Genomic DNA, 12,901 nt, shown 5'->3' on the forward strand with positions numbered 1-12,901 from the left:
CACCATGACCGTCAGGTCGACCATCGACGCCGGATGGCGCCTCACCCTCACCGACCCGCACCCCGACGCACCCGCCGACCTCCACGGGCGGGTCGTGCCGGCCGCCGTCCCCGGCTGCGTCCACACCGACCTGCTCGCCGCAGGCCTGCTCCCCGATCCGTACGTCGGCCTGAACGAGGCCGAGCAGCACTGGATCGGCCGCTCCGGCTGGACGTGGACCACCGTCTTCGACCTCCCAGCTGCGGCCGGCGCCACCCGGCGGGAACTGGTCTTCCACGGCCTAGACACCGTTGCCGAGATCAGCATCAACGGCCGCGTCGTCGGCCGCACCGCGAACATGCACCGCACCCATGTCTTCGACGTCACCGACCTGCTCGTCCCGGCCGGCAACGAACTGCGGGTGCGCATCGACTCGGTGTACGCCTACACCGACGCCCGCCGGGCCGAGTCGGGCGAGCTGCCGACGACCTACGACGAGCCGTTCAACCACGTCCGCAAGATGGCTGCCAACTTCGGCTGGGACTGGGGCCCCACGCTGGTCACCGCGGGCATCTGGAAGCCAGTCGAACTGCTCAGCTGGAGCGGCGCGCGGCTGGAGTCCGTCCGGCCCGTCGTCACCGTCGAACGCCCCGGCCAGGACGGCCCCGCCGCGGCCACCGCGCACGTCACCGTGCGCCGGGACCCCGACGCCCCGGACTCCGAGCTGCTGCTTACCGCCACCATCGCCGGGCGGCGCGCCACCGGCCCGGTCCCCGCGGGGGCGGACACCGCCGAACTGACCGTCGAGGTGCCCGACGCCCGCCTGTGGTGGCCGATCGGCCTGGGCGAACAGCCGCTCTACGACCTGGAGGTCGGCCTGTCGTCCGGCGTCGGCACCGAGGACCGCTGGACGCGCCGGATCGGCTTCCGCACCACCGCCCTGCACACCGCGCCCGACCGGGCCGGGACCCCGTTCGAGATCCTGGTCAACGGCGTCCACGTGCCCGTCCGCGGCGTCAACTGGATACCCGAGGACTGCTTCGTCTCCCGCCTCAGCCGCGAGGACTACGCCGCCGCCCTCGACCACGCAGTCGAGGCGAACGTCAACCTGATGCGGGTGTGGGGCGGCGGCATCTACGAGAAGGACGACTTCTACGACCTGTGTGACGAGAGGGGCCTGCTGGTCTGGCAGGACTTCCTGTTCGCCTGCGCCACCTACAGCGAGGAGGAGCCACTGCGCGGCGAGGTCCTCGCCGAGGCCCGCGACAACGTCACCAGGCTCGCCCCGCACCCCAGCCTGGTGCTGTGGAACGGCAACAACGAGAACCTGTGGGGCCACCGCGACTGGGGCTGGCCCGAGGTCCTCGGCGACCGCACCTGGGGGCTCGGCTACTACACCGAACTGCTGCCCGCGATCGTAGCCGAGCTCGACCCCTCCCGTCCGTACTGGCCGGGCAGCCCCTGGTCAGGCTCCTCCGACCTGCACCCGAACGACCCGCTGCACGGGCCGATCCACATCTGGGACGTCTGGAACGAACGCGACTGGACCGCCTACGCCGAGTACCAGCCGCGCTTCGTCGCCGAGTTCGGCTTCCAGGGGCCGGCCTGCTGGCCCACCGTGCGGCGCGCGATCGACGACGGGCCACCCGCCCCGACCGGACCGGTCGCCGACGCGCACCAGAAGGCCAAGGACGGCGTCGCCAAGCTGCAACGCGGCATCCTGCCGCACCTGCCGGACCGGCGCAGCAAGGACCCAGAGCAGGAGATGGCCGACTGGATCTACCTCGCCCAGCTCAACCAGGCCCGTGCCGTCCGCTTCGGCGTCGACCACCTGCGCGGCCAGTGGCCGCGCTGCTCCGGCACCATCCTGTGGCAGCTCAACGACTGCTGGCCGGTCGCCTCCTGGGCGACGGTCGACGGTGATGGCCACCGCAAGCTCGCCTGGTACGCGCTGCGCGCCGCCTACCGGCCCCGGCACGCCGCCGTGTCGCTGGCCACCGGCCGCCGCCCCTTCGTCCGGCTCACCAACAACGGCGCCGACGCCTGGCGGACCGATATCACCGTCCAGGTCCACACGGTGACCGGCGAGCTGCTCTCGCAGGCCGTCCACCCGGTAGCCCTGTCGGTCGGCGCGACCGCCTCCGTGCCGGTCGAACTGGCGCCGGACCACCCGGCGGGCTTCCCGATGGTGGTGACGGTGTGTGAGGACGGAGCCGTCCGGGACCGGATTCTCACCGTGGAGGACATCGCAGCCGACCTGCCCGCCGCGCGCTTCTCCGTGACCACCGAAGCCGTCCCGGACGGCGTCCGCGTGCGCGTCCTGGCCCGCACTTTCCTGCGCGACGTCGTGCTGCACGCGGACCGGCTTGACGACGACGCCTCGGTCGACGAGCAGATGGTCACCCTGCTCCCCGGGGAGGAGCACGTCTTCCATGCCCGCACCACGGCGCCGGCCGACGACCCGCGCTGGCAGCACCCGCTGACCGTGCGCTGCGTCAACGACCTCGTGGAGCGGTGAGTCCGGGCTCGAACCCGGCACGGCGGCCCTTTCCCGACAGGTTCGGGAAGGGGTCGCCGTGGTCGGCCGGCCGGGCGGCGGTCAGCCCGGCGTGATCAGCAGCACGTGGTCCCGGAGGTCGTCCCCCGCACCGACGGCCGCGCCGAACGGCAGGTCGCAGGCCTGCACCCGGGGCTCCGACAGGACTCCGGTGCACGGGTCGTAGCCACGGACGGCCGCCGTCGCCGTGCCCAGCCCGGTGAGGCGCACGCTGCCGCCGACGGGCAGGTAGAGCACCACCGTGCCGTCCGCGCAGTCGCGCATCGCGAGGGCCGAGCGGCCCTCCTCGGCGCGCGGTCCGGCGACCAGGCCGGGGGCGGGACGCAGCCGGTGGAAGTCGACATGTTCGCGGAAGAACCGGGCCAGGTGCACCAGGGCCGCCACTCCCTCCTGGTCGTCCTGGAGGTTCAGGAACGGGCCCCAGGTGTTGTCGAACCCGTGCACGACGCCCAGCCCCGACATCGCCCCGCGCCAGGCTCCGCGCCGGGTGTGTTCGACGTCGCAGAACTCGTGCAGCGGGAGGTTCAGCGGCAGGGCGGGGTTGCGCTCGTAGCCGTACTCGGACAGCAGGGCCGATCCCTGCCAGCCGTCGAGGAGTTCCCCGATCCTGGTCTCCAACCCGGTGGCCAGCCAGCCCTCGTGGGCGTCGTGGCTGCCCCAGGACTGCACCATGACAGCGTCGACGGCACCCGGGTCGACAGCGAATCGCTCAGCGAACGGGGGACCGGCCGGGCCATTGTGGACGGCCACCGCCTTTCCATGCGGCGCGAGTTGCTTCAGGCGGCGGGCCATCCGCAGGGCCCACAGGTCGGCGACCCGGTCGTACCGGGCAACGCCGTCCGGGTAGAACTCGTACTCGTTCATCAGCGTCCAGATCCAGACGCTGTCCCAGGCGTCGTAGCGGGCGACCAGATGGCGCAGCCACAGGTCCTCCCACTCCGCGGTGAACGTCCCGCGGGCATTGAAGGGGAACTCCGTCCCCCAGCCCTCGACAATGAGTTCGAGCCCGATGCCGATCCTGGAGGCCTCAGCGACCACCTGGTCGACGGTCGCGAACCAGGCCGCGTCGAACCGGTCGAAGAGCGGGTACTGCGGACTGCCACCCCACGGCCAGCAGGACCGCGCCTGCCAGTCGTTGTGCCCGTTCGGGGATGGAACGGGCTGACCGGCACCCGGACGCGGACCAGGTCGAAGCCCTGCTCGCGCCGCCGTCGCAGATAGGCGCCCACGTCGGCACCGCAGTGCGCCATACCGAACAGGTGGTACGCGGTGTCCCCGAGGACGAACAGCGGCCGGCCCCGGGCGTCCGTGAAGCCCCAGCCAGTGCCAGGTGCGACGCGGGCCGGGCCGCTGGTGCCCGGCAGCACTTCGAAGGCGGCCTCCAGGCACAGTCCGTCGTCGTGCGGCCGGGAGCAAACCTTGACGTGCCAGGGCCCCACCTCGTCAGGACTGAAACGCACGCGGAACCGCTGCCCGTCGAAGAAGCCCTCGATGCTGCAGACCTGCCCACCGGGGCCACAGAACTCGGCCGAGACCACCACATCGGTATACGGGTTGGGGTGGCACCCGCGGGCGTCGAACACCCACTCGGCCACCGAGCCCCGGGCTACCCGGTCGGGGCGCCCGCCAGTCGTCGTCATGTCTCTCCCACCTGCCGTCCAACTCCGGCGGCACCGCCGCAAACCGGGCACCCGCCGCGGCCCCGCTGCGACCATCGTGGTCCCGGGTTCGCGGCGGCGGCCATGGCGGTTGATCACCGGATCATGGACGATCCCGCCCTGACGGCACCGTTGCAGGACCTGGGCCCTCGAGCGGCGGCGCACCGGCCGCAGCCGGATCCCTGACGATCCACGTCGTGCTGGGTCCGCAGCGGACCGACGATGGTTCGCAGTCGCGGGTGGCATGGACGAGGTCGACCTCGCCGGGTGGCCGCGGGTCACAGGGCGTTGGGAACGCGGGCGATGGCGGTAGGAACGCCGTCAAGGTCCACTGCCAGCGGGACCGGCCGCCGCGCACACCTGATCCTCCGCCCACCCGTGCGCGGCCCGGCCCCTGGTCCAGGTGTGCGGCGAGTCTCTCGGAGCACCGCGGCAACAGGCAGCACAGCGAACCACCCGGGCCGCAGGAGACCGAAGCCCGCACATCGCCATTCCGCCACAACTGGTGCCGCATCAGGCAACGTCACCCTGTTGAAAGCCGCTCAAAGGCCCGGCGTCAATGGCGGAGCGTCACCGGAGGAGAACGTCAGTGCGCGGGGCGGGCAGGAACAGGTGACTGGAAGGCATGGTCGGGTCCGGCCGGGCCGATCTACGGTCGCTGCGGTGTCGTCGCACGGCGACGCCGTCGCACGGCCGTTCACTCCCGGGCCGTGCCCCTCCCGACGGGCGGACGACTGGAGCCGACGTGACCCCGCACGACCCCGCACCCGATCGCCGCCTGCCGCAGGCCCTGCGGGACCTGGCCGAGCGGGCCCGGAAGGCCCAGGTCGGCGCTGGTCCGCGCGCTGCCGCGTGCTTCGCGCGCTGCTTCGCCGACACCTGGCTGACGAGCATGCGTCCGACCGCCGACGGGGACGTCTTCGTGATCACCGGCGACATTCCCGCCATGTGGCTGCGCGACAGCGCCGCGCAGGTCCGCCCGTACCTGCCGGCCGCCGCCGATCCCGAGGTCGGCGGGGTGCTGCGGGGCGTGCTGCGACGGCAGGTCCGCTGCGTGCTGATCGACCCGTACGCGAACGCCTTCAACGTCACCGCGGACGGGGCCGGCGCCGGCTACCCCGACGAGCCGCGGCCCGGGCCACGAATCTGGGAGCGCAAGTACGAGCTGGACTCGCTGTGCGCGCCGTTGCAAGTCGGGTACGCCCTGTGGCGCGCCACCGGCTCCCTGGAACACGTGGACGAAGAATTCGCCCGGGCCTGCCGGGCCGTGCTGAAGGTGATGCGCACCGAGCAGGACCACGAGGCGCGATCGTCGTACACCTTCCGGCGGGTGGGCGGCCCGGCCGCCGGGGACACCCTGCCGCGCGGCGGACGCGGCGCACCGGTGGCGGTCACCGGCATGTCCTGGTCAGGCTTCCGACCCAGCGACGACCGGTGCGCGTACGGCTACCCCGTGGCGTCCAACGCGCTGGCCGCGGTATCCCTGCACGGTCTGGGGGAGCTCGCCTCGGCGGCCGGCCGGGCGGCCCTGGCGGCCGAGGCGTCGGCCCTGTCGGCGGAGCTCGCCGCGGCGGTGCGGGCATACGGCACCATGGCGCACCAGGGAGAACGGGTGTACGCGTACGAGGTGGACGGCCTGGGCGGAGCGCTGCTGATGGACGACGCCAACGTGCCCAGCCTGCTGTCGCTCCCCTACCTGGGCTGGTGCACCCCCGACGACCCGCTGTACCTGCGCACCCGGGAGGCGGTGCTGGGCCCGGCCAACCCGTGGTTCTTTCAGGGGCGCGCCGCCCGCGGCATCGGCAGTCCGCACACGCCGGAGAGTTTCGTGTGGCCCATCGCGCTGGCGATGCAGGGACTGACCTCAAGCGACCGGGACGAGAAACTGCGGCTGCTGGAGCTGCTCGCCGCGACCGACGGAGGCACCGGCCTGATGCACGAGAGCTTCCATGTGGACGACCCAACCCGCTTCACACGCCCCTGGTTCGGCTGGGCAAACGCGATGTTCAGCGAGCTGTGGCTGGACCTGGCCGGTCTGTCGCCGACGCCGCTGTACCCGGCGCTGCCAGGGGCGTAGCCGCGCGGGGCGGGGGCGGGGCTGTGCTCCCACTCTTTGCGCGTCCGGCGGGTGGCGCCGGTTGCACTGCTTACGCAGCGAAGAGGCAGGTGCCCACAGTTGCGCCGGCCCACAAACGAACCATGGCGCGAGAACGCCGCACCACAACCGGGGTAGCCCTGGGCCGGAAACTCGCGCGGACACCCGTGAGCGCGCCGCCGCCCAGGCAGCTGCTCGGCGAAGTCGCCGACGCGCCAACTGCCGGAGCTCACTGGAGGCGACCGCGGGGCAACGGCGCACATCGACACCGTGGCAGCCGTCAACGTTCTCTCGACCGGGCCGGCACGTCGCCATGCCGACCCGGCCGACGAGAAGCCACCGGCTCCTGCCGAAGGAGGAGTCACCCGACGATTCGGAACGCGGGAAACGTCCCCTGCACTCCCTCATCAAGTCCCTTTGATTTCCTGGGGCTCGGCTCGGGTCTGCGGATTCGTCACGGAGTTCGGGACGTAGCGATGGATTCGTTCGTGGGAGCGAGTCTGCGCTTGAGGCGGACGGCTGCGACCAGGCCGAGGGTGAGGGCGCCGGCGGCGGTGTAGGCGGCGACCGAGGTGGCCGTCGTGAAGGACTCTCGGGCCAGTTTGCCGGCCTGGCGGGTCGCCGGGTCGTGGAGCAGTGGTTGGATGGAGGTCCCGGCACTGGACTGGACGCTCGTGGTCAGCGCCGATGCACGGTCGGCCGGCGTGCCGTGGTTTAGAAGGGTGCTGCGGAGGTCGGTGCCGAGGGTGGTGAACAGGACGGTGCCGAGGAGGGCGATGCCCAGGGCGGAGCCGACTTGGCGGGTGGTGCTCTGGATGCCCGAGCCTTGGCCGGATCGGGTGACGGGGATGTCGGTGAGGACGATCCCGGTGATCTGCGCGGTGGCCCATCCGACGCCGACGCCGTAGATGAGGAGGAAGGGGGCGACCTGCCAGCCGCTGCCGTGGGGGAGAGGATCAGGCCGATGCCGGCGACGCCGATGATCTCGCAGGTGATGCCGGCGAGGACGAGGTTGATGGTGCCGATGCGGGGCGCGAGGACGGCGCTGAGGCCGCTGGCGGCGAAGCTTCCGACGGCCAGCGGCAGCAGGGCGAGGCCTGCGTCGAAGGCTGTGTAGCCGAGTACGTTCTGGAACCAGAGCGGGAGTGAGAAGAGGATGCCGAACTCACCGAGGCTGACCACCCCCGCGACGATGTTGCCGTTCCGGAAGGAGGGGATTGTGAAGAGGCGCAGGTCGAGGAGGGCGGTGCGGCCCTGGTGGTTGCGGCGGAGTTCGACGGCGCCGAAGGCTCCCAGGGCGAGGACGCCGAGGGCGAGGGCGACGGGCACCGGGGACAGGCCCTCTGCCGAGCGGGCCCCGAACACGGAGAAGGGGCGCTCAATCTGCCACCAGCCGTAGGTACGGCCCTCGATGAGCGCGAAGACGATACCGGTGAAGCCGATGACGGACAGGACGGCGCCGAGCAGGTCGACGCCGTGTTCGGCATGCGGGTCCTTGCTCTCGGCCACGAGCAGGAAGACCCCGGCAGCAACGAGGATGCCGAGAGGAAGGTTGATGCCGAACGCCCAGCGCCAGGACAGGTGGGAGGTGAGCCATCCACCGAGGAGCGGGCCGAGGGCGGCGGTACCGCCAATTGTGGAGCCCCACACCGCGAAGGCGCGTGCCCGGTCGGGGCCGCGGAAGTTCGCGTTGATCAGGGACAGCGAGGTGGGCAGGATCATGGCCCCGCCGACGCCCTGGAGCAGCCGGCCGGCGATCAGCAACGCACCCGAGGCCGCCGTTGCGGCCACGACGCTGGCCAGGGTGAAGACGGCGGTCCCCATCAGGAAGAGGCGCCGACGCCCGAGGCGGTCGCCGGTGCGTCCGGCGACGAGCAGGAGGGCGGCGAAGACCAGCGTGTAGGTCTCCTGCACCCACTGGGCGTCGCTGGAGCTGATGCCGAGATCCTGGATGACGCTGGGGATGGCGACGTTGACGATGGTGGAGTCGACGATGATCAGTGCGACGCCGAGGCTGATCGCGACCAGCCCCCACCATCGAGTACGCGGCGACGACGCCGTGTCGGCCGGAGCCTGCGTGGTCGTGTTCCCGGTCATGGGCGGTGATCCGTTCGTGGATAAGGGCGTTGGACGGGGGCGTGGGGGCCGAGCGCGGTGGCGGCCGGCCCCGCCTGCTCCGGGTGTCGTCGGCGGACGGGCGATCAGGGAGTTCTCTCGGGCCGGCCGGGCCACCAGAAGCGGCGGCCGGCGAGGAGGACGAGCGACGGGACCAGGACCGTGCGCACCAGCAGGGTGTCCAGGAGGACGCCGATGCCGACGATGACGCCGATCTGGGTGAGCGTGATGAGCGGTAGGACGCCGAGGACCGCGAAGACCGCGGCGAGCAGGATGCCGGCGCTGGTGATGACTCCGCCGGTGGAGGCCAGTGCGCGCAGCACCGCTCGGCGGGTGTCGTGTCCGGCAACGGTGTCCTCGCGGGTACGGGCGATCAGGAAGATGTTGTAGTCGACTCCGAGCGCGACCAGGAACAGGAAGGACAGCAGGGGGACGTTGGTGTCCAGGGCGGGGAAGTCGTAGACGGTGCGGAAGAGGATCCAGCTCGCGCCGAGGGCGGCGAAGTAGGAGGCGATCACGGTGGCGACAAGGAGTACCGGGGCGACGAGGGCGCGAAGGAGCACAACGAGGACGACGAAGACGATGGTGAGCACGAGGGCACCGCGACGCGGGTGTCGTGCGCGTTGGCCTGTGCAGTGTCGTAGGCCTCGGCGGTGGCGCCGCCGACCAGGGCGGCGGATTCGGGGACTGCGTTGACCCGTGCGCGGAGGGTTTCGATCGCTCGGTCGGACTGCTTCGTGCCGGGGGCGGCCGTGAGGACGACATCGGCGCGGGCGTAGCGGTCGGTGCGGTCCGTCGGGGTGACCGAGGCGATCCCGGGCACCCGGCGGGCAGCTTCCGCGACCTGGTCGCCGGTGGCTGCGGTGGAAAGGAGAGTCAGCGGGTCGGCCGCGCCGGCGGGTTGGACGGCGGCGAGGGTGCGCTGGCCGAGGACGGCTTCGGGGGTCTTGCGGAAGGAGTCGCCCTGGGCGAGGCCCGTGCGCAGTCCGAGGGCTCCGGAAGCGAGGAGGAGCAGGACGGCGGTTCCGGCGACGGCGACCTGTGCGGGGCGGGTGGCGACCGCAGCTCCGATGCGTGACCACAGGCCTCGGCGGTCGGCGGTGACGGGATCGCCGACCTTGGGCACGAGCGGCCAGAAGAGCCAGCGGCCGGGGAGGACGAGTGCTGCGGGAAGGACGACGAGACCGAAGAGCATGGCGGTGAGGATGCCGATGGCGCCCGCGAAGCCGAGCCCTCGGTTACCGGTCAGTTCCGCAGTCAGCAGGGTGAGCAGGCTCAGGACGACGGTGGTCCCGCTCGCCAGGACGGCAGGGGCGGTGCCGCGCCACGCCTTGGCCATGGCGGCGAAGCGGTCGTCCGTCAGATGGAGTTCGTCGCGATAGCGGGAGACCAGCAGCAGGGCGTAATCGGTGCCGGCGCCGAAGACCAGGACAGACAGGATGCCTGCCGCCGAGGCGTCGACCTGGACGCCGGCATGCGGGGCCAGGACGCCGACCAGAATGCCGGCGAGGCGGTCTCCGGCGCCCACGACGAGGAGCGGGACAAGCCACAGGATCGGGCTTCGGTAGGTGATCAGCAGCAGAACGGCGACGACCGAGGCGGTGGCGAGCAGGAGGTTGGTGTCGGCGCCCTCGAAGACCTTGCCGATGTCGGCGCGGATCGCGGGCGCTCCGGTGACCTGGGCCCGCAGCGGGGCGGGGAGGTCCTCCGCGGCGGTGCGCCGGATCCGATCGACGGCCGAACTGTTCTCCGTGTCACTGGCGCCCGTGGACAGCAGGACTGCCACGGTGGCGACCTTGCCCTGGACGGTCTCCGGCCGTGCCGCCCCAGGTGCGAGACCCAGTGCTCCGAGCGGCTCGGCCCGCGCGGCCACGAGAGCCTGCTGGTTCGGGGTAAGGGGTGTGCCGTCGGTGTTGCTGTAGACGACGATTGCCGGTGCCACCGCGCCGGCCGGGAACGTCTTCACGAGGTCGGCGACACGGGCGGATTGCGAGGCAGCGGGCAGCCCGGTGCCCGTGGCATCAGTGGTGGTCGCGCCGGAGGGCCCGAGCATGAAGGCCGCGCCCAGCCCGATGAGGGTGAGGAGCAGGACCAGCCAGGCCGTCGCGCGCGGTCGCCTCGGTCGGTCGGCGGCCTGGGGAGAGTCAGGTGTGGACCGCAGCCTGCCGGTCGGGGGTGAGGTCAAGGGAACGCACTCTCTCGGATCGTTAAGTAACTTAGCGATTTCTACCGTGTCAGACTTACCTGCATGGCGCAACAACCAGGTTTCGGAGCCGGCCGCCGTTCGGATGGCGCCAGCGGACCGGCGGCAACGTCCGGAGTTCCGGCGGGCGACGACTTGTCGGAGGCCCTGCGCGAGGTTCTCACCCTCACCCAGCTGGCCCGCGCCGCACTGGCAGAGCGGTTGGGCATGCCGCTGACGAATGTCGAGGCCGTCGAGCACGTCGTCATGGCGCAGGGGGCCGGCAACGCGATCGGCCCGGTCGAGCTCTCCCGGCGATTGGGAGTCACCAGCGCGGCGGGAACGCAATCCGTGAACCGCCTTGTCGCGGAGGGTCACCTGTCGCGGGACCCGCACCCATTCGATGGACGCCGCCAAGTCCTGGGCGTCACTCCCAGCGGACTCGACCACGTCATGGGTGAACTGGCACCACTGCTCGGCCTGCTCTTCGACGCCTCCGACGGCCTGAGCGACCAGGAGCGCGAAGGGGCCCTGCGCTACCTCGAGCACGTGGCAGCCGCCTACCGCGCCTACCTGGCGCGCGTCGGACCACAGGACTGAGAGCGAGACGAGCGGCCCGGCCGGCCGCCGGCACCATGCGCGGGCCTGAACCCCAGGGTCGCCCTCCACTTGCCGGTCCAGGACTGCCATGTGTCGGCAGCATTCTCGGCCACACCGCCCGGCTGAAGGTCCGTCGTCATCCATCTGGGACGGGTCGCGTCGATCAGCGCGACGCACACCTTGAATGCCTATTCGCTGGTGACCGCAACGACACGTGTCGGACGCTGGCGCGTGCGGTCCGCACCGTGACTCACGCCTTCGGGGGCGCCAGGGCGCGGGCCGTGGGAATCTGCAGGAACGGCTGCGACGCCGGAGCGCCAAACGGCTCGCACACCTCTCGCCTGCCCATCGCCTTTGCTTCGACGCCCGGTGAGGACCCTATGGAAACCGACGAGCTGACCGCCGATCTCCTGCGGGACCTGCGCACCGTGCGGCCGTACCCGGTGGTCTCCCTCACGATGCCCACCCACCGACGCGAGCCGGACAACGCCCAGGACCCGGTGCGGCTGCGTAACCTTCTCGCCGAAGCCGAGCGCCGGATCGACGAGGACCCGGCGGTCGCGCGCCAGGCCCGCATCGACCTGCGCCAGCAGCTGGAACGCGCCCTGGCCGACGCAGACCTGCGCCACGCCCAGGACGGCCTCGTCCTGTATGCGACAACCGACAGCCACCAGATCTGGCATCTGCCCCGCGAGGTACCCGAGCGAGTGGTCCTCAGTGACACGTTTCTCACCCGCAACCTCGTGGCAGCGAAGGCACAGGCGCTCCCCTACTGGGTCCTGGTTGCCGCTGCCGACAGGGCGACACTCTGGAGTGGCGCAGGCGACTCCCTGCACCAGCACGAGCGCGACGGCTTCCCTGCCGTGCTGGAGGAGGGCGAGTGGGACGTCCAGCACAAGGAACGCGTCGGCGACCAGCCGAGCACCTTCCGCGATGAGGACACCCGCCGCTTCCTGCGCACCGTCGACGCCGCGCTGGCCGCCGTGCTCGCCGACGACCCCCGCCCGCTGCTCCTGGTTGGCCTCGCCCAGGCGGTGGCACTGCTCCAGGAGGTCGGCCAAGCGGCCAGGACCCCTGCGGCCACCGTTCTCAAGGGCAATCTCACCGAAGGCCCCGAGAGCGTGCTGCTCGACGAACTCGCCCCTGCCCGCGCCGGGCTTGTGCAGCAGGCGGCAAGCCGCATCGACGCCGCGCTCGATGACGCCCGCAGCCGGCGCACCTTCGCTGCCGGCCTGGACGAGGTCTGGGACGCCGTCACCACAGGCCGTGCCCACCTCGTCGCCGTCGAGGAGCACTTCCGGCGCACCGTGCGCCTGACCGACGGGCACCTCACCCCACTGAACGGCGAACCCGCCGGCGGGTGGGAGGACGGGGTACGCGAGGACATCGTCGACGAACTCGTCGAAGCCGCACTGGACAACGGCGCCGAAGTGGTCTTCCTCCCCGACGACCACCTCACCGACCACAATCGGATCGCCGCCGTCCTGCGCTACTGAAGCGCGCCGGAGGCCCTCAGTCAGCCGCTAGACGCTTCGGGGCGCCGGTCACGCCCGTCGGCGCGGCTCGGGGAGGAGGTCCCACGGTCCCAGAGGATCAGCTGACCACTCCGCGGGCGGCAGGTCCGGGCAAGCCTGTAGTAAAGGTGTGCATGAGCCACGGAGCGCTTCGGGGCGCTCCGGGCGTCGGCGGCCCAGCAGACGATGTGGTCGGCGGGG

General features: G+C 71.7%; 8 protein-coding genes and 1 pseudogene. 4 read left to right on the forward strand and 5 right to left on the reverse strand.

Annotated features, from left to right (window positions below; genetic code table 11):
* The first annotated feature begins 4 nt into the window (after window positions 1-4).
* A complete protein-coding gene (locus ABEB13_RS01550) occupies window positions 5-2,497 on the forward strand; it encodes a glycoside hydrolase family 2 protein (protein WP_345703909.1) in 2,493 nt (830 codons plus the stop codon).
* A gap of 81 nt (window positions 2,498-2,578) precedes the next feature.
* Here ABEB13_RS01550 and ABEB13_RS01555 read toward each other — a convergent pair whose 3' ends face one another.
* Both ABEB13_RS01555 and ABEB13_RS40155 read right to left on the reverse strand, forming a co-directional pair.
* Window positions 2,579-3,925, reverse strand: coding sequence for an apiosidase-like domain-containing protein (locus tag ABEB13_RS01555; protein ID WP_345703910.1), 1,347 nt, complete (start codon window positions 3,923-3,925; stop codon window positions 2,579-2,581).
* Between the two features lie 32 nt (window positions 3,926-3,957).
* Window positions 3,958-4,440 (reverse strand): annotated as a pseudogene (locus ABEB13_RS40155) (DUF5060 domain-containing protein); the annotation flags it as partial.
* A 499-nt stretch (window positions 4,441-4,939) separates the two neighbouring features.
* Between ABEB13_RS40155 and ABEB13_RS01560 the strand changes: the two are divergent.
* A complete protein-coding gene (locus ABEB13_RS01560; RefSeq protein WP_345703911.1) occupies window positions 4,940-6,271 on the forward strand; it encodes a glycoside hydrolase family 125 protein in 1,332 nt (443 codons plus the stop codon).
* Window positions 6,272-7,003: 732 nt separating this feature from the next.
* Here the strand turns inward: ABEB13_RS01560 and ABEB13_RS01565 are convergent.
* From ABEB13_RS01565 to ABEB13_RS01575, 3 genes are all read right to left on the reverse strand, one after another.
* Entirely contained in the window at window positions 7,004-8,386 is a 1,383-nt protein-coding gene (locus ABEB13_RS01565) for an MFS transporter (protein WP_345703912.1), read from the reverse strand.
* A 104-nt stretch (window positions 8,387-8,490) separates the two neighbouring features.
* Entirely contained in the window at window positions 8,491-8,997 is a 507-nt protein-coding gene (locus ABEB13_RS01570) for an MMPL family transporter (protein ID WP_345703913.1), read from the reverse strand.
* Window positions 8,919-10,589: an MMPL family transporter gene (locus ABEB13_RS01575; protein ID WP_345703914.1), complete on the reverse strand. Its 1,671-nt coding sequence runs from the start codon at window positions 10,587-10,589 to the stop codon at window positions 8,919-8,921. Before ABEB13_RS01575 ends, ABEB13_RS01570 begins: the two co-directional genes overlap by 79 nt.
* Window positions 10,590-10,652: 63 nt before the next feature.
* Here ABEB13_RS01575 and ABEB13_RS01580 point away from each other — a divergent pair, with 63 nt between their 5' ends.
* Window positions 10,653-11,186: a MarR family winged helix-turn-helix transcriptional regulator gene (locus tag ABEB13_RS01580; RefSeq protein WP_345703915.1), complete on the forward strand. Its 534-nt coding sequence runs from the start codon at window positions 10,653-10,655 to the stop codon at window positions 11,184-11,186.
* Between the two features lie 380 nt (window positions 11,187-11,566).
* Complete coding sequence (locus tag ABEB13_RS01585; protein ID WP_345709499.1) at window positions 11,567-12,682, forward strand: baeRF3 domain-containing protein; 1,116 nt, start codon at window positions 11,567-11,569, stop codon at window positions 12,680-12,682.
* The last annotated feature ends 219 nt before the right edge of the window (window positions 12,683-12,901 follow it).

This window comes from Kitasatospora paranensis, assembly GCF_039544005.1.
Taxonomy (GTDB): Bacteria; Actinomycetota; Actinomycetes; order Streptomycetales; family Streptomycetaceae; genus Kitasatospora; species Kitasatospora paranensis.

Excerpts from the sequence above, each read along its gene's own strand:
- ABEB13_RS01585 (WP_345709499.1), top strand. The coding sequence starts at position 11,567 with ATGGAAACCGACGAGCTGACCGCCGATCTCCTGCGGGACCTGCGCACC.
- ABEB13_RS01550 (WP_345703909.1), top strand. The coding sequence starts at position 5 with ATGACCGTCAGGTCGACCATCGACGCCGGATGGCGCCTCACCCTCACC.
- ABEB13_RS01565 (WP_345703912.1), bottom strand. The coding sequence starts at position 8,386 with ATGACCGGGAACACGACCACGCAGGCTCCGGCCGACACGGCGTCGTCG.
- ABEB13_RS01580 (WP_345703915.1), top strand. The coding sequence starts at position 10,653 with ATGGCGCAACAACCAGGTTTCGGAGCCGGCCGCCGTTCGGATGGCGCC.